The organism is Roseateles sp. P5_E4, from assembly GCF_054049255.1.
In genome coordinates this window covers 167,485-183,565 of sequence record NZ_JBFUMS010000010.1, presented here as the reverse complement: position 1 = coordinate 183,565, position 16,081 = coordinate 167,485, and the positions used below count along the sequence as shown (strand labels likewise).

20 protein-coding genes are annotated in these 16,081 nt (G+C 69.2%); 7 read left to right on the top strand and 13 right to left on the bottom strand.

The features are described 5' to 3' along the window. Positions 1-91: 91 nt before the first annotated feature. The gene (locus ACXJLH_RS20205; protein WP_457389721.1) at positions 92-1,717 is read right to left on the bottom strand and encodes a LuxR C-terminal-related transcriptional regulator; all 1,626 of its coding nucleotides are present in this window, start codon (positions 1,715-1,717) and stop codon (positions 92-94) included. A 63-nt stretch (positions 1,718-1,780) separates the two neighbouring features. Between ACXJLH_RS20205 and ACXJLH_RS20200 the strand changes: the two genes are divergently transcribed. Continuing rightward, a complete protein-coding gene (locus tag ACXJLH_RS20200) occupies positions 1,781-2,668 on the top strand; it encodes an EamA family transporter (RefSeq protein ID WP_457445949.1) in 888 nt (295 codons plus the stop codon). A 9-nt stretch (positions 2,669-2,677) separates the two neighbouring features. Beyond that, positions 2,678-3,301, top strand: a complete 624-nt coding sequence (locus ACXJLH_RS20195; RefSeq protein WP_457445883.1) for a hypothetical protein — start codon at positions 2,678-2,680, stop codon at positions 3,299-3,301. Here the strand turns inward: ACXJLH_RS20195 and ACXJLH_RS20190 are convergent. Next, positions 3,292-4,086, bottom strand: coding sequence for an isocitrate lyase/PEP mutase family protein (locus tag ACXJLH_RS20190; RefSeq protein ID WP_457351233.1), 795 nt, complete (start codon positions 4,084-4,086; stop codon positions 3,292-3,294). The two genes, ACXJLH_RS20195 and ACXJLH_RS20190, sit on opposite strands and share 10 nt — an antisense overlap. Before the next feature lie 194 nt (positions 4,087-4,280). On the opposite strand from ACXJLH_RS20190, the gene ACXJLH_RS20185 reads away from it, so the two are divergent. The 4 genes from ACXJLH_RS20185 (at position 4,281) to ACXJLH_RS20170 (ending at position 8,811) form a co-directional block, all read left to right on the top strand. Then, a complete protein-coding gene (locus ACXJLH_RS20185) occupies positions 4,281-4,649 on the top strand; it encodes a methylglyoxal synthase (RefSeq protein ID WP_457445882.1) in 369 nt (122 codons plus the stop codon). Positions 4,650-4,671: 22 nt separating this feature from the next. Continuing rightward, positions 4,672-6,780: a putative bifunctional diguanylate cyclase/phosphodiesterase gene (locus ACXJLH_RS20180; RefSeq protein ID WP_457445881.1), complete on the top strand. Its 2,109-nt coding sequence runs from the start codon at positions 4,672-4,674 to the stop codon at positions 6,778-6,780. 66 nt (positions 6,781-6,846) lie between these two features. Then, complete coding sequence (locus ACXJLH_RS20175) at positions 6,847-7,011, top strand: hypothetical protein (protein ID WP_200955205.1); 165 nt, start codon at positions 6,847-6,849, stop codon at positions 7,009-7,011. 87 nt (positions 7,012-7,098) lie between these two features. Beyond that, complete coding sequence (locus ACXJLH_RS20170) at positions 7,099-8,811, top strand: NAD(P)/FAD-dependent oxidoreductase (RefSeq protein ID WP_457445880.1); 1,713 nt, start codon at positions 7,099-7,101, stop codon at positions 8,809-8,811. 22 nt (positions 8,812-8,833) lie between these two features. Here ACXJLH_RS20170 and ACXJLH_RS20165 read toward each other — a convergent pair whose 3' ends face one another. The 8 genes from ACXJLH_RS20165 to ACXJLH_RS20130 form a co-directional block, all read right to left on the bottom strand. Then, positions 8,834-9,235 (bottom strand): hypothetical protein, encoded by a 402-nt coding sequence (locus ACXJLH_RS20165; protein WP_457445879.1) that lies wholly within the window; start codon positions 9,233-9,235, stop codon positions 8,834-8,836. Positions 9,236-9,257: 22 nt separating this feature from the next. Next, positions 9,258-9,485, bottom strand: coding sequence for a DUF7661 family protein (locus ACXJLH_RS20160; protein ID WP_457445878.1), 228 nt, complete (start codon positions 9,483-9,485; stop codon positions 9,258-9,260). Between the two features lie 38 nt (positions 9,486-9,523). After that, entirely contained in the window at positions 9,524-9,952 is a 429-nt protein-coding gene (locus ACXJLH_RS20155) for a hypothetical protein (RefSeq protein ID WP_457445877.1), read from the bottom strand. A 183-nt stretch (positions 9,953-10,135) separates the two neighbouring features. Next, a complete protein-coding gene (locus tag ACXJLH_RS20150) occupies positions 10,136-10,693 on the bottom strand; it encodes a transglycosylase domain-containing protein (RefSeq protein WP_457445876.1) in 558 nt (185 codons plus the stop codon). A gap of 17 nt (positions 10,694-10,710) precedes the next feature. Further along, the gene (locus ACXJLH_RS20145; protein ID WP_457445875.1) at positions 10,711-11,340 is read right to left on the bottom strand and encodes a glutathione S-transferase family protein; all 630 of its coding nucleotides are present in this window, start codon (positions 11,338-11,340) and stop codon (positions 10,711-10,713) included. A gap of 1 nt (position 11,341) precedes the next feature. After that, positions 11,342-11,695 carry a HepT-like ribonuclease domain-containing protein gene (locus ACXJLH_RS20140; RefSeq protein ID WP_457445874.1) on the bottom strand — a complete coding sequence of 118 codons (354 nt, stop codon included), beginning with the start codon at positions 11,693-11,695 and terminating at the stop codon, positions 11,342-11,344. Then, positions 11,692-11,982 (bottom strand): nucleotidyltransferase family protein, encoded by a 291-nt coding sequence (locus tag ACXJLH_RS20135; protein ID WP_457445873.1) that lies wholly within the window; start codon positions 11,980-11,982, stop codon positions 11,692-11,694. The genes ACXJLH_RS20140 and ACXJLH_RS20135 overlap by 4 nt, the downstream gene beginning before the upstream one ends. Positions 11,983-11,992: 10 nt before the next feature. Next, positions 11,993-12,229, bottom strand: coding sequence for a hypothetical protein (locus ACXJLH_RS20130; protein ID WP_457445872.1), 237 nt, complete (start codon positions 12,227-12,229; stop codon positions 11,993-11,995). A 24-nt stretch (positions 12,230-12,253) separates the two neighbouring features. Here ACXJLH_RS20130 and ACXJLH_RS20125 point away from each other — a divergent pair, with 24 nt between their 5' ends. Continuing rightward, positions 12,254-12,535, top strand: coding sequence for a DUF427 domain-containing protein (locus ACXJLH_RS20125; protein ID WP_056191728.1), 282 nt, complete (start codon positions 12,254-12,256; stop codon positions 12,533-12,535). Here the strand turns inward: ACXJLH_RS20125 and mltA are convergent. The 3 genes from mltA to apaG all read right to left on the bottom strand — a co-directional run bounded on the left by mltA (position 12,519) and on the right by apaG (position 16,057). Beyond that, a complete protein-coding gene (gene mltA / locus ACXJLH_RS20120) occupies positions 12,519-13,520 on the bottom strand; it encodes a murein transglycosylase A (RefSeq protein ID WP_457445871.1) in 1,002 nt (333 codons plus the stop codon). The genes ACXJLH_RS20125 and mltA overlap by 17 nt on opposite strands. A gap of 198 nt (positions 13,521-13,718) precedes the next feature. Continuing rightward, positions 13,719-15,686 carry a site-specific recombinase gene (locus ACXJLH_RS20115; protein WP_457351246.1) on the bottom strand — a complete coding sequence of 656 codons (1,968 nt, stop codon included), beginning with the start codon at positions 15,684-15,686 and terminating at the stop codon, positions 13,719-13,721. Beyond that, on the bottom strand, positions 15,683-16,057 hold the full coding sequence (gene apaG, locus ACXJLH_RS20110; RefSeq protein ID WP_056192606.1) for a Co2+/Mg2+ efflux protein ApaG: 375 nt from the start codon (positions 16,055-16,057) through the stop codon (positions 15,683-15,685). Before apaG ends, ACXJLH_RS20115 begins: the two co-directional genes overlap by 4 nt. Between the last annotated feature and the right edge of the window lie 24 nt (positions 16,058-16,081).

The window sequence follows — 16,081 nt, the reverse complement described above, 5'->3', positions numbered from 1 at the left end:
TTGTCCGGGGTGAGGGCACTGTGCGGCCGCCTCCCGACCCCGCCCATCCCCCGCGGCGGGGGACCCGCGAGCGCGGGGAGGAAAAACCCGGTCAGCCCGCCACGCCGATGACTCCCAGCGCCCGCGCTCGCGTCACCGCGTGCTTGCGCGAGCCGGCCTCCAGCTTGGCGTAGATCTTCTTCAGATGCGACTTGACCGTCTCGTCGCTGACCGCCAGCGCCGTGGCGATTTCCTTGTTGGCGTAGCCGCGCGCCACCAGCACCAGCACCTCGCGCTCCTTGGGGCTGAGCAGGCGCTCGGCGGCCGTTGCGCCCGCGCCCTGCGGCACGGCGCCGCGGCGCAGCGCCGCCGGCGTCTGGCTGAGCCGCATGCGCTCGGTCTCGCCGTCCTTCAGCGCCAGGGCCTGGCGGGCATGGCCATAGGCCCGGCCCATGTCGCCGGCCGCGGCCCAGTCCTCGGCCAGGGCTACGTGCAGGGAGGCCGGCGCCTTCCAGCCGACGATCTTCAGCCCCTCGGCCAGCGTCGCCTCGCCGTGGTGCAGCGTCGCGTTTGGCAACACCAGGCCGGGCGGCGGCGCCAGGTGCGGGTACCGGCGGTGGATCTCGGTCAGCGCCTCCTGCACGCCGACGACCAGCGCGTTGAAGCCATGGCGTGCGATCAGCTGCTCCGCTTCATCCAGCGCAGCCTGCGCCGCGTCCACCTGGCCTGCCGCCGACAGCGCCCGCGCCAGGCCCAGCAGGTTGACCGTCAGGTTGTCCGTAGAGCGCACCGCGCGGTACATCGCGATCGCCTCGGTCATGGGGCCGACCGCCTCGACGCCGCGGCCCAGGGCCAGCAGCGTCTGGGCCAGTTCGGCACAGGCGTTGGCCTTGTTGATGCCAGGCGGCACGCCCGCCAGCGAGGCCAGCGCGTCGCCCAGCAGCACGAGCGCTTCATCGAGGCGGCCGATCTCCTTCAGCAGCGCGCCCAGCCGCGTCTCGCAGGCGCCGATCAAGGCCGGCCAACCGGCCGCGCGCGATTCCAGCGTCGCCTGGTCGTAGCAGGCAGCTGCGCGGTCAAACTCGCCCAGGCCCTGCAGGGCCGTACCGGCATTGATGGTGCAGACCAGGGCGTGCCGCAGCAGGCCCCAGTGGCGGGCCGCATCGGCCGCACGCAGGAAGAGCGCCGCTGCGCGCGCCGGGTCGCGGCGGGACAGCGGCAGTGCCAGCGCAGCGTCGGCAAAGGCAGCCGCAGCGGGCTCGGCCGCGGGTGCGTCCGCATCGGCTGGCGTCGCGAAGGACTGCTCGTAGGCCAGCCAGGCGCGGGCGATGGCCTGGCGGCGCGGGTCAGGCCCGCGTGCGTGGCAGGCCGCAGCACGGGCATAGGCGCCCAGCTCGCGCTCGCGCTGGCCGCGCGCCTTGGCGACGACGGCCTCGGCCAGCAAGGCATCACCCTCCAGCGTGGCCCCGCCGCCGCTGCGCCGAGCCTGCGCCAGCTGCGTTTCGGCCTCGTCGAGCCGCCCCTGCAGGGCGGCGATCTCGCAACGCGAGAGCGCCAGCCGGGCCTGCAATGAAGGCGTGAGACCCGCCATGGCCAGAACCTGCTCACACAGGGCCAGCGCGCGGCGGCTGTCGCGCTGGCGCAGCTGCCAGGCCAACTCGGCCAGCGCTGCCGCCTCGCCGCCCTGCGCGGCCGCTTCAAGGCCGGCCAGCGCCGTGGCGGGAACGAGGAAATCCATGGCAAAAATTGTAGAAGTGCCTCCGCCTAGACTGCCTCCATGTCATCCCCCTCCGCACAGACCCTGCCGCTGCGCCATTTCCTGCTCGCACTGGCGGTCGTGGCGATCTGGGGCAGCAATTTCGTCGTCATCAAATACGCCCTGCACACGCTGCCGCCGATGACGCTGGCCGTGCTGCGCTTCAGCTTCGCCCTGGTGCCGGCCTGCTTCTTCCTGCGCCGGCCGCAGGTGGGCTGGGGCAATCTGGCGGGCTACGGCATCCTCATCGGCGTGGGCCAGTTCGGCCTGCTGTATCTCGCCATGCGCAGCCAGATCTCGCCGGGGCTGGCCTCGCTGGTCGTGCAGACCCAGGTGTTCTTCACGCTGCTGCTGGCGGTGCGCATCCGCAAGGAGAAGGTGCTGGGCGCGCAATGGCTGGGGCTGGTGCTGGCAGCCAGCGGCATTGTTGTCATCGCCTCGCACACCGACGGCACCACCACGGCGGTGGGCATCGCCATGGTGCTGGCGGCCGCCTTCTCGTGGGCCTGCGCCAATTTGCTGACGCAGCGCGCCGGCCGCATCGACATGCTCGCCTACGTCGTCTGGAGCAGCGCCTTCGCGGTGCCGCCGCTGCTGCTGCTGGCGCTGCTGATCGACGGGCCGCAGCAGATGGCCGCGGGCCTGGCGGCGTCGGACCTCGGCACCTGGACGGCGGTGCTGTGGCAGTCGGTCGGCAACACGCTGTTCGGCTATGGTGTCTGGAGCTGGCTGCTGGCCCGCCATCCGGCCGGGCGCATCGTGCCCATGGCGCTGCTGGTACCGGTGTTCGGCATGGGTTCGGCCGCGGTGCTGCTGGGCGAGCCGCTGCCGGCCTGGAAGCTCATCGCCGCAGCCCTGGTGCTGGCCGGTCTGGCAATCAACCTGTTCGGACCGCGGCTTTTGGCGGCCAAGTCCAAGGCCGTTGAGGAATAAGCTGGGCGCATGAAGCGCCGCCTCCTGCTCCTGCTGGCCCTGGTTGCGCCCTGGGCCACCGCCGCCCCACCCGCCGTGCAGCTCATCGTCGAGCTGCGCTGGGTGGATTCCAACCTGCCGCCCGCCGCCCAGGCCGCCGTGCGCGACGGTGCGGTCGTGGTCGGCACGGCGGGCTCGATCTCGCCGCGCGGCGCCGGCGTCGTCACCTCGACCGCGGCGCCAGCGCCCCAGCAGATCCAGCGCCTGAACGTGCTGAACGGCCAACGCGGCATGCTGCGCCTGACGACCCGCGAGCCTCTGCAGTGGGTGGATGCCGTCGTCGAGCTCGACCCGACCACCCGCACGCCCCAACGCGTCTACGCCAGCCCGCGCAGCGCCGAGCGCCGCTCGGTGCAGAGCTTCACCGTGACGCCCACCTGGCCCGGCGGCAAGGCGCCGGTGCAGGTCGCGTTCGACATCGACCAGGACGACCACGCCTTCCAGTCGACGCTGCAGCTGGCGCTGGACCGCTGGCAGACCGTCGCACGCAGCGGCAGCGCGGCATCCCCCGCTCCCAAGGGCACCTTGAGCAGCGCGGATGCCGCCGGCCGGCCCGAGCGTGAACTGCAGCTGCGGGTGTCGCTTCAGCCTTGAGCCGAAGCCAGGGCGCCATTGATCTGCGGATAGGGCGCGGCGCCGTCGAACAGCTCAGTGCCAGCACCATGCTCAAGGAAGCCCGTCGCCGCACGCTGCGCGCGGCCCCAGGCCGCCTCGGCGATGGCGCTGCCGGCCGAGATGCGGCGCACACCCAGGCGCTGGAGTTCGTCAAGGCCCGGCAGCACCGGCCGCGCCATCACGTTCAACGGCAGGGGCTGGCCGCCCACCAGGGCCTCGATGTCGGCCACGGCCGTCACGCCAGGGGCAAACAGGCCATCGGCGCCCGCCGCTGCATAGTCGCGCGCCCGCAGCAGCACTTCCTCGACCGCCCGGCCGGGCGCCAGGTTCTTCAGCCAGACATCGCAACGCGCATTGATGAAGATATCGACACCGGCCCGCGCCGCGGCGGCCTTGATGGCCTCGATCTTGCGGCACAGCAGGGCGGGCGCTCCGGCACCGTCCTCGATGTTGATGCCGGCGGCGCCGGCTTCGGCGAACTTCAGGATGTTGTCGGCCACCACCGCCGGGTCGTCGCTGTAGCCGGCCTCGCTGTCAGCCGACAGCGGCACGCGGGCGACGCGGGCGATGCGGCGCAGTGCCGCGGCATGCTCGTCGACCGGCAGGTGGTTGCCATCCGGGTAGCCCAGGGCCCAGGCCAGGCCGGCGCTGGTCGTGGCCAGGGCCGGCACGCCCAAGGCCTGGACCAGGACGGCGCTGCCGGCGTCCCAGACGTTGGCGATCTTCAGGAGCCCGGGGCCCTGGTGGAGCTGGCGGAAGTTCATGGTGTCTTTTGCGGGGTTGGCGGGATAGATTGGCGATGCTGCCGAGCCCCGCTGCCAGACCATGGCAGCAGGCCGGCGGCAGGTACGTTGAGTAACAGCTGCGGCCAGAATGGCAATGTGCCAAGTCTTGCGCGTTTATGGTCACGTCTTGCGTGTAACGTCAATCCTTTGCAGAACTCCCCGCCTTTCCGACCATGAAGCTTGCCTTGATCGCCCACGATGGCAAAAAGGACGCCATGATCTCCCTGGTCGCCGACTTCCTGCCGCTGCTGCGCCGCTGCCAGCTGATGGCCACCGGCACCACGGGCACCCGGCTGAACGCAGCCCATGGCCTGACCATCGAGCGCGTGCTCAGCGGCCCGATGGGCGGTGACCTGCAGATCGGCGCGCGGCTGGCGGTGGGCGACCTGGACGGCGTCATCTTCCTGCGCGACCCGATGACGCCCCAGCCGCACGAGCCCGATATCAACGCGCTGGTGCGCGCCTGCGACGTGCACGACGTGCCCTGCGCCACCAATGTGGCGACCGCGAGGTTGCTGCTGACGTGCTGGAGCGCCGCATGACGCCAGAGGTGCCGGCGCCGCCATGAGCAGCCTCAACAGGCCCCTGAGCCGGCTGTCGCGGCGGCTGCGCATACGCACCCGCCTGGGCCTGGCCTTCGGTCTGATGCTGCTGCTGCTGATGGGCCTCGCCGCCCTGTCGGTTTATCGCCTCACGGGGCTGTCGGATGCGCTGAACCGCATCGTCGACGACCAGGCCGTCATCCGCGACTCGGTCAACGAGATCAACCGCAATGCCGAGGCCGTCGCCCGCAAGCTGCTGGTGCTGATGAGCCCCGACGCCGAGCTGCGCGTGTCGGCCTACCCCGAGATCGCGTCGGCCAACAATCGGCTCGACGACGCCATGCAGCGCTTGGCCATGGTGCTGCCACTGGGGCCCCGCACCGATCGCCTGTCCGAGGTGCGCCTGCGCCTGGCCGACTACCGCGCAAGCTATGTCGACGTGCGCAACCTCATCGAGCGCGACGATTTCCAGGCCGCCCGCGCCCTGCTGGGCAGTGACACCGAATCGGCCCTGTCCCTCTTTGTCAGCGCCATCCACCAGCTCGCGGCCAGCGAGGAGCGTGCGGGCACGGCCCAGGCCCGTGAGCTGCGCGACCAGATCGACGTCGACCGCACCGGCGTGCTGGCCCTGTGCATCGGCGCCCTCGTCGCCGGGGCGCTGCTGGCGGTGGGCGTCACGCGCTCCATCGTCATCCCGCTCAAGCGCGCCGAGGACGGCGCCGAGCTGATCGCGCAGGGCCAGTACGGCCACCGCATCGAGGTGGACTCGGCCGACGAGCTCGGCCACATGGCCGCGGCGATGAACACCATGGCCGCGGCCGTCGGCGAGCGCGAGGCCGAGTTGCGCCGCCTGGCCGACATCGACCTGCTGACCGGCCTGCCCCAGCGCGCCCGCTTCATCGCCGACGGCGACCGGCTGCTGGCCAACCTGCCCGAGCGCGAGCAGCTGGCCGTGTTGATCTGCATCGACGTCGACCGGCTCAAGGCGGTCAACAGCGTGTTGGGCTTTGACGCGGGCGACGCGTTGCTGCGCGGTGCGGCAGCCAAGCTGGAGGGCCTGTTCGAAGGCGTCGCCGCCTACGGGCGCCTGGCCGGCGGCACCTTCGCGGCCCTCGCCCCCGTGGCACGGCTGGACCATGCCAACGCGCTGGCCGCCCAGTTGCGCGAAGAGGTCGAGCACAAGCTCAGCTGGCAGGGCCAGTCGCTGGACCTGTCGGTGTCGCTCGGCGTGGCCCATTGGCCGGAGCATGCCGCTGACACCGAGGCCCTGCTGCGCCGTGCCGAGCAGGCCATGTTCGAGGCCAAGCGCCTGCGCCAGGACGTTGCCGTCTTCAACCCCAGCGCCGAGGCCTCGCGAGCCCTGCACCTGAGCTTGCTGTCTGACCTGGCCACTGCCATCCAGCAGGACCAGCTGCGCCAGTTCCTGCAGCCCAAGCGCTGTCTGAAGACCGGCCGCATCACCGGCGCCGAGGCCCTGGTGCGCTGGCAGCATCCGCAGCGCGGCTGGTTGCCACCGGGCGACTTCGTGCCCTTTGCCGAGCGCAGCGGCCGCATCCGCCAGATCACCGACTGGATGCTGGCTCGCGCCGTGCGCACGCTGGCAGCCTGGGAGGCCGAGGGCCGCGAGCCCATGAGCATTGCCGTCAATATCTCGACGCTGGACATCCAGGACCAGACCCTGCCGGCCCGCCTGGCCGCCCTGCTGGCCGAATACCGCGTCGACCCCGGCCAGCTGCAGCTGGAGGTCACCGAGACCGGCCTGATGTCCAGCGGCACCGATCCCATCGCCGTGCTGAACGCGTTGAAGGCCTGGGGCGTGAGCCTGGCCATCGACGACTTCGGCACCGGCCAGTCGTCGCTGGCCTATTTGCAGCACCTGCCGGTGGATGAACTCAAGATCGACCGCAGCTTCGTGCAGGACGTGGACGGCGACCCACGCCGCCAGGCCCTGCTGAAATCCATCGTCGGCGTGGGCCAGGGCCTGGGCCTCAAGGTGACCGCCGAAGGGGTGGAAAACGCCGCCGAACTGGACTGCATCACGGCCTGCGGCTGTGATCTCATCCAGGGCTATCTGCTGGCCCGGCCGATGGATCTGCCGGACTTTGAAGCCTGGTTGGGCCGAACAGGCTAAAATCCGCGCCTTTCGTCGCTGTTTTGCGTTTCGCCCCTGCTGTGGGCTTTTGTTTACGGAGCCATCATGGGCAACAAGATCATCACCGAAGCGGCTCGCCGCGCCACCCCCCGTCCCGAAGCCCCCAAGGGCGTGACCTTCACCGCCGGCAAGGGCCAGCTGAGCAGCCTGGAGCGCGGTTCGCACACCCGCTCCAAGAAGAACCCGGGCAAGCGCCCGCATTCGGGTTGATTGACGGGCTGATCGCCTGACGATCTTCCTCACACACAGGCCCTGCGGGGCCTGTTTGTTTTTGTTGTCGGCTAAATCCTGACCACCATGATCCGCATCACCGAACTCCGCCTGCCGCTCAGCCATACCGAAGACGCGTTGCGACCCGCCGTGCTGGCGCGGCTCAAGCTCGCCGACACCGAGCTGGCCACCATCCAGGTGTTCCGCCGCGGCTATGACGCCCGCAAGCGCAGCGACATCCAGCTCGTCTACACGCTGGACTGCACGCTGAGCGAAGGCACCGACGAAGCCGCCGTGCTGGCGCGCTTTGCCGGCGACCACCAGATCCGGCCCACGCCCGACACCGGCTACCACTTCCTGGCCCAATTTGGAAAGGGTCGGGGCGACTACACCGGCCCACGCCCCGTCGTCGTCGGCTTCGGCCCCTGCGGCCTGTTCGCCGCGCTGATCCTGGCCCAGATGGGCCTGCGCCCCATCGTGCTGGAGCGCGGCAAGGCCGTGCGCGAGCGCACGCAAGACACTTGGGGCCTGTGGCGCGAACAGAAACTCCACCCCGAGAGCAACGTGCAGTTCGGCGAGGGCGGCGCCGGCACCTTCTCCGACGGCAAGCTCTACAGCCAGATCTCCGACCCGCGCCACCTGACGCGCAAGGTGCTGACCGAGTTCGTCAAGGCCGGCGCGCCCGACGAGATCCTGTTCGTCAGCAAGCCCCACATCGGCACCTTCCGCCTGGTCAGCATGATCATCAAGATGCGGGCCGACATCGAGGCGCTGGGCGGCGAGATCCGCTTCCAGCAGAAGATGACCGATCTGCTGATCGAGAACGGCACGGTGCGTGGCGTGCAGCTCGAATCCGGCGAGCAGATTGCCACCACCCACGTCGTCATCGCGCTCGGCCACAGCGCCCGCGACACCTTCCAGATGCTGCATGCCCGCGGCGTGCAGATGGAAGCCAAGCCCTTTTCCATCGGCTACCGCATCGAACATCCGCAAAGCCTGGTCGACGCGGCCCGCTTCGGTGTCCACGCCGGTAACGAGATCCTCGGCGCGGCCGACTACAAGCTCGTGCACCACGCCAAGAACGGCCGCTCGGTCTACAGCTTCTGCATGTGCCCCGGCGGCACCGTGGTGGCTGCCACCAGCGAGCCCGACCGCGTCGTCACCAACGGCATGAGTCAGTACTCGCGCAACGAGCGCAATGCCAATGCCGGCATCGTCGTGGGGCTCACGCCCGAGGACTACCGCCAGGACGGCAAGCGCGACGGCAGCCCCGTGAACCCGCTGGACGGCATGGCCTTCCAACGCATCTGGGAAAGCCGCGCCTACGAGCTGGGCGGCGGCGGCTACCTGGCGCCGGGCTCGCTGGTGGGGGACTTCGTCAAGCGCCAGGTCAGCAAGGAATTCGGTGACGTGGCACCGAGCTACAAGCCGGGCGTGACGTTGACCGACCTGCAGCAAAAGGGCCGCGGCTCGCTGCCGTCGTATGCCCTGGAAGCCATCCGCGAAGCCCTGCCGGCGTTTGCGCGCCAGATCCGTGGCTTTGATCGGCCGGATGCGGTGCTGACGGGTGTCGAGACGCGCACGTCATCCCCGCTGCGCATCAACCGCGGGCGGGACTACCAGAGCGTCAATGTGCGTGGGCTGTTTCCGGCTGGCGAAGGTGCCGGTTATGCGGGCGGGATCATGAGCGCCGGTGTCGACGGCATCGAAGTGGCCGAGGCGCTGGCGGCGGATCTGCTGGGCATGCCGGATGCGCCGGTGTTGCAGGGCAAGGGGGCGAAGGCGGGCGGGCAGGTTTAGACACCAGCTGACTTGCAGGCGTCTATTTGTCGAGTGCGTCCAACAGCGCTGCCCTCACAGCACCCGGCAGCGCAATCATCGTCATGGCTATGGCAGCAAACGTGAATGCCAAGCTTAGTCCGGGATGATTGACTGTGTTGTCCAACGCCACGAACGCGACGCTGAGCACAAGGCCTAAAAAGAAGAAACCCACCCAGTCTCGCCACGTCAACGGACTCTCTTCAGGCTTGCCACTTCGGCGCAACGCCGAGCCACTCCACATCCATACGGCGAATGGACCGAGCACGGCGTAGCCCGCAATGACAAGGGGCCAGAAATGATCGTCATACGGCAAGAACCAAGCGGCCGAAAGCCCCTCGATCAGAGCCAGCATCAACAGCGCGACGCTGGACGCGAGAACGTTGGCGCCCTCCAGTCTTTTCATCGCCCATCCACCATCGGAAACGTCAGCACGGGCGCTCCACACGAAAGATCCCACCCTTCTTGTACGCCGCCTGCTCGTGAAACAGGTCGAACAGGAACTGCTCCAGCTCCTCCGGTGCCACGAACTCCGGGATGACAAACCCGGCCGGCGCCCGCTTGCCGTCATTGCCTACGCCCAGCACTGACCAGCGCTCACCGCTGCGCTCGATGTCGAAGAGCCGGCCGAAGACGTTGAAGCGTTGCGCGGGCATAGGTAGTGAATCCTGTGAGATGAGCCGTTAGCCCGAGGCTAACCCAGACGTATTCCGAATCCATTCCGCTCGTCATCGTCGCTGCGCAGCCAGCCGAAGGCGGCAGCGATCAGTAGCGCCCCGAACAGGAGTCCGATGTATTTCCAGTGCTTGTCGTCCTCGAAGACCTCGTCGCCCTGCGAGATGCGGATGCAGCTCTTGAAGAGCTTTGTGGAGCGGACTTCGATGCTGTCGCCATCCTTCAACCGCGTGTAGAGGGCGAAGCCGACGGAGCAGGTCGCGACCACGCCGCCCGCCAGATGCAGTGTGTAGCTGGTGTCGCCCGCCCCGGCACCGCGTTGATCGCTCTTGAAGCTGCTGGTATGCCGGTCGACCCGCAACTGCTCGACGCGCGTGGGCAGCCCGGTGTCGGCGATGAGCACCAGCCCGACGATGAGGGAAATGCACCGAGCGATGAACGTGAACAAGGACGTCTCCTTCGTGGGATGTCGGGACCGCAGCAGTGGCGCAGCGACTATGCCAAGGAATAGTTGCAGTTCAAGGCCCGCTGCGGCGGACGTGAAGATGCACGCCATCGACCCTTGGTCAAACACGTCAACAGGAACTGCCCCAGGCCCTCGGTCGGAGCAAGGCCTTCCTTCAGCCGCCGACTACGTGCCACTCGCCGATCGATCCGCGAGCGGCGGAACCGACAGCAGCCACCGAACCCGTCGCTCCAGGCGCTCCGGAGAATCCAGCGAGGATGGCACCCACTCGATCGCCAACAGCCTTGCCGCCTGGGCCGAGTCGACGCGCTCCAGCGGGACGCCCAGGTAGTGCTGGGATACCGCCGCGAACCCGCGGATGCCGGAGCCCATATAGGCCGATGACAGCAAAGCGCCTTCAAGCTGAGTCTCGGACACGTGCAGCGGCAGCAGCAGCGCGACGCCGGCTTCCGTGAACATGCGGCGCAGCCCGCTCATGCGCTCATCCTCTCGCGCCGAAGCCAGCACGAGATTGCGCGCGACGATGAACTTGACCAGGTCGCCGTAAGCCCGGTGCAGCAACTGCCGCAGCGCGGCCGGTGGCTGGCGCTCGCTGGGCGCGGCGGCATCGAGGGCGCGTTCGACGCTGGCCGCATGAGGCCTAACCACCAGCAAGTCGAAGGCAAGAATGCCCAGCGTGCAGCAGCCCAGCAGTCCCGCCAGGGCAGAGGCCAGCCATTGCACCAAGCGCCGCACGGATCTCAATCCTCGGGAAAGCGCGCCTGCCACAGCGCCGCCAGCCTCGGATCCTCATCCACACGGCGTATCGCCGCCGCCATGCCCGGCGCCACCTCATAGAAGCGCTCCCGCCACGGCCCGAAGCGCGAGACGACGGCGACGTAGAGGTCCAGCACGGTGAGTTCATCGCCGAGCAGGAAGTCGCCCGGTGTCAGCTGCCGGTCCATGTTGGCCCAGCAGAAGGCGATGCGGTCGTGCACGGCCTCGACGACGGCTTGGCGAGATTCCTCCGGCGCGCCGATGCGCTTCACGTCGGGCTTGATCCAGTGCAACGCGTAGATGGCCGACGAGACGTACAGCATCCAGCGCAGAAACTGCCCCCGCAGCGGGTCGCCGGGCGCGGGCGCCAGGCCGGCGACCGGATCGAGGTCGGCCAGATAGATCAGGATGGCCGCGCTCTCGGTCATGACCTCGCCGTCGGGCAGCACCAGCGTCGGGATCTGGCGCATCGGGTTGCTGGCCGCGACGCGATCGCGGGCGGCCACCTCGGCCCAGGTGGCGCCTTCGATCAGCGTGTAGGGCAGGCCCAGCAGGGTCAGCGCGGCTTCCACGGCGACAGCACCCGAAGCCTCGGCGCCGTACAGGGTGAGCACGTCAGCCTTCGTCAGCCGGCAGCGCTGCCAACTGCGCCAGCAACGCGGGCAAGGCCGTCTGCACGGTATTCCAGACCACATCGAGGTTGATCTCGAAATAGCCGTGAGCCATGCGGTTGCGCATGCCGCGCATCTCACGCCAGGGCAGCTCTGGGTGCCGCTGGGCAAAGTCGGCGTGATGCTCAAGCAGTCGCGAGGCGGCTTCGCCGATCACGACGAGGTTCATCTCGATGGCCTTCTGCGTTTTCACGTCGCGCTCGAAGGCCTCGCGCGTCAGGCCGGCCGCGAACTCGCAAGCCTCTTGAGCTGCCCGCCGGATGTGCTGCAGATAGTCCGGCAGACGGGTCGGCTTCATACGGGCTGAGCCTCCGCCAGCACGACCGCACGCACCCGGGGCGGCAGATCGCCTGGCGTCACCAGGTCAACGCGCACACCAAGCAAGTCCTCCAGCGTCTGCTGCAGGCCGCCCAGGTCGAACAGGGTGGCGCCAGGCAGCGCATCGACGAGCAGATCGAGGTCACTGCCTTCGCCATCAGTGCCATGCAGCGCCGAACCGAACACGCGCAAGTTGGCTGCGCGGAAACGGCCAGCCGCCTCGCGCACGGCGGCGCGCTGGCTGGCGAGGGCGGCAGAAGGTCGCATGCCAAAGAGTTTAGGACGCCAGCATCCCGATCAACTCCTTCGCAAACGCCAACGCCTCCTCCGGCGTTTCGAAATGCATCTCGTTGTTGAGCTCGTCCACGTCGCCCTCCGGCCCCTTGTGCACGACCGACCAGCCGCCCGCGCCGCCGTCGATGGCGAGCACGCCGAACTGGCCGGGGTCGAGATCCCGGGCGCTGCCGCCGGTGATGACGATGTCGCGGCCGAGGTGGGAGTGGTAGCGTCTCATCCCTCAATTCTCCCGGAGCAGACGATGAAGGCAGTGTGGAACGGCGTAACCATCGCCGAGAGCGACGATACGGTGGTCGTCGAAGGCAACCACTACTTTCCGGCCGAAGCGCTGAAGAAGGAATACACGACCTTCTCCAACCACCGCAGCGGCTGCCCCTGGAAGGGCCAGGCGCAGTACCTGAGCCTGTTCGTCAACGGCGAGATGAACCCGGATGCGGTCTGGTACTACGCCGACCCGCTGCCCGCCGCAGCCGAGATCAAGGGCCGCTACGCCTTCTGGAAGGGCGTCAAGGTTTCGGAGTAAATCCGTCGGGCCACAGCGCCCACAGCCGCAGCGCCTGCTTGGTGCGGCCGGCCTGCAGCGCGGCGTCTTCACCCCAGCCCCAGAACAGGTCGGCGCGCACGGCGCCCTGGATGGCACTGCCGGTGTCCTGGGCCAGCACGAGGCGACGCAGCGGTGTCGTCGACAGCGGCGCGGTGCTGTCCAGCCACAGCGGCGTGCCCAGCGCGATGTAGCTGCGGTCGATGGCGACGGAACGGCCCGGCGTCAGCGGCACGCCTTGGGCGCCGCGCGGGCCCTGGTTCACATCGGGCAGGGGCTCCTCGCGGAAGTAGACGACGCGCGGGTTGACGGCCAGGGCCTCGCGCACCTTGGCCGGGTTGCGGCGCGCCCAGTCGCTCAGGGTTCGTGGCGTCGCGTCGCCCACCTCGCCACGGTCCAGCAGCGCGCGCGCGACAGACTGGAAGGGCTGATCGTTGTGGCCCGCGTAGGCGACGCGGCTGATGCGCTCGGCGCCAGCCGCATCACGCACGACGAGACGGCCCGAGCCCTGGATCTGGATTTGCAGCAGCGCAAAAGGGTCGTCGACATAGGCCAGCTCCAGCGCCGTGAAGCGCGGATGGGTGTCGATGTCGCGGCGCGGCGTGCGACGCAGCGCGGCATCGGCGGGCAGCGCATGCAGCGCCCACTGGAAGGCACCCTGGCGCGTGCGGCTGGCCGCGAGCTGGGGCTCGAAATAGCCCGTCAGCAGCCCGGCGGCCTCACCACCTTCGCCCTGCAGCCGCCAGGGGCGCAGATGCTTCATCAGGAACAGCGTGGCCTCCAGCGGGTCGGCGGGCGCCTGCAGCGCGGCGCGGGCACAGAACTCGGCCCAGCCCGGCGCGGGGCGCTGGCAGCTGGCCAGCAGAGCCGGCCAGGCGGCCAGCAGGTCGTCGCCGCCCCAGCCGGGCAGGTCCTTCCAGTCGGCGGCCACCCAGCGCTGCGACGCCGGCCGCGGCGTGGCCGGCACGGTCGGTGCGGGCTCAGGCGGCTGCAGCGGCGGAGATGAGCAGGCAGCGAGGCTTCCTAGAATGATGGCCAGCCCTCCACGCGTCCACCACCCCATGCTGCTCCTCGCCCTCGAAGCCCTTGGCGCGCTCGCGATCTTTGTCTTCATCATCTGGTGGACCATGTTCTCGGGCCGCAAGAAGGGCGAGCGGCGCGAGGACTAACTCCTCGCGATCAGGAAGCTCAAGGGCTGGCGTCGCAGCCGCGCGCGGATAGCCGCGTAGACGCGTTTGCGGTCGGCCAGGCGCACACCGCGCGAGCGCATCGCCACCTTGAAGGCGCAGAAGAAGCTGACGCCGACATTGAGCATGCCGATGCCGGCGATGCAAAGCACGCAGGACCAGAAGGCCCAGGTCGTCATGACGCCGACACCGAGCGCCCCCACGGCGGCGGCGAGCTGGCCGGTGGACAACGTCACGTGGCGCACCTCCAGGCCCAGGCCGACGAAGCCGAACAGCGCCGGCGCCAGGCCCAGCATCAGGCCCAGGCTGATGTTGGCCGTCAGGCCGGAGATGTTGGCCCGCCACCAGTGCGACCAGCGCTGCGCGCGCGTCTGACCCAGCGTCGCGACGATGCGCGGGTTCCAGGCGATGGCGCTGTCCAGGCGGTGGAAGACGAACCAGTTCTCCACCCAGCCGGCGATCATGCTGGACGCGAACAGCAGCGTGCCGGTGAAGGCGGCAAACAGCAGCGAGGGGCCGAACAGGCTCAGCGAATGCAGCACGTATTCGGCATCCCGCACGCCCACCAGCGGCGCACCGAACGCCAGCCAGCACAGGCCCTGCACCGCCAGCACCAGCGGCGCCACGACGGTGAGGTTGCCGATGATGCCGGCCACTTGTGAACGCACGAGATGGGTCACTTCGTCGACGAAACCGACGATGGCGTCGTCGCGGTCGATGTGCAGCAGCTTGTCGGCCATGGCCGGGGCCGTCATCGCCGGCTGCTTGGTGGCCACCGTCCAGTGCAGCAGGTGGATGAGGACGAAGCACAGCGCGTAGTTCACACCGGCCCAGAAGCCGCCCCAGAAGGCCGTGAAGCCGAGCAGGGCGATGCCGAACTTCAGGAAGGTGGTGCCGGCCAAAACAGCGCCGCCACCGGCTGCGCGACGCAGCATGTCGCGGTATTCCTCGCGGCTGCGGGTGATGTAGTGCTCGCCCGTCTCGGCGCTGCGCTCGGCCACCTTGCGCGCCATCAGCGAGTAGTGGCGCGCGAACAGCGTGCGCAGGCTGCGCCGCTCGTGCACGACGCGCACCAGGCCCGACACCAGGCGCAGCAGCTCGCGCTGGGGTTCGTGGGACAGCAGGCAGGCCAGCAGCGCATCGATGCGGTCCAGCCGCGCGGTGAGCTGCTCGACGGAGAACATCAGATCCACCGACACGCCATGCACTTCCAGATGCTCGGGCACCGTCAGCGCAGCAGCGCGGCAGCGGTCCAGCAACGCGTGCAGGTATTGCATGGCCGACCCCAGTGCGGCCGCATCGTCATCGGCGCCGGCCAGCGCGCGCTCGACGGCCGCCCAGGCGGCGGGCAGCTGGTGGAAGGGTTTGTCCTGCACCAACTCCGCATCCATGCGCACCCGCAGCGGGCCGGCCAGGCCGGCGGCATGCACGCTGCTGACCAGCACGGTGATCGCGGCGTTGGCCTCGACGCGCCAGCCGTCGTCGGGCGTGGCGGCAAACAGCAGGCCCAACCGCGCCAGCAGCTCATCGTCGATGGCGGCGATCCAGTCCTCGTCGGCCTCGTCGGGGAAGAGCAGCTCGAACAGTGCCGCGAGGTCGCGCGTGTCGGTGGTGGCCGGCAACAGGCGGCGGCGCAGCCGGCCCAGGAATTCATGCCACAGCGCCATGCGCGGCGCAAAGCCCACCTCGGCGAACAGCGCCACCGCGTCGACGTCGTTCCAGACGCCGCCGATGACATTGGCAAACGCCCAGGCGTGCTCGGGGTGGCGCTCCAGCACATTGAGCAGGTGCTTCAGGCGCACGATGGGCAGCGGCGTGCCCGATGAGGCCTCTTCACGCGGCGCGTGCCGCAGCCACTCCAGCAGGCGCACCAGCCACAGATTGCGCTCGGCGAGCGCGGCCTGCGGGTCGGCCGCGTTCAGGAGGGCTGTGAGATCCCAGGTCAATGCAGAGAGGCGCTATCAGCCAGCAGGAATTCGTCGACCTCGGTGTGGAAGATCTCGCAGCCCTCGGTCACGCACAGGAAACGCCCGCGCATCGTGCCCTGGGGGGTGCCGATCTGGGCCCAGGAGCTGTACTGGAAGCTCTGGCCTGGGGCGAGCACGGGCTGGTGGCCGACGACGGCCAGGCCGTCGACGACCTGCATCTGGCCACGCGCGTCCGTGATCTCCCAGTGCCTGCCAATGAGCTGGGACAGCACATCGCCGGTGTTCTCGATCGTGATCGTGTAGCTGAAGGCGTACAGGCTTTGCTCGAGATGAGTCTGCTCGGGCAGGGTCTGCACGGTGACGCTGCAACTGAAACGGGGGTTGGCCATCGGGTGATTGTCCGTCTCGGGGGC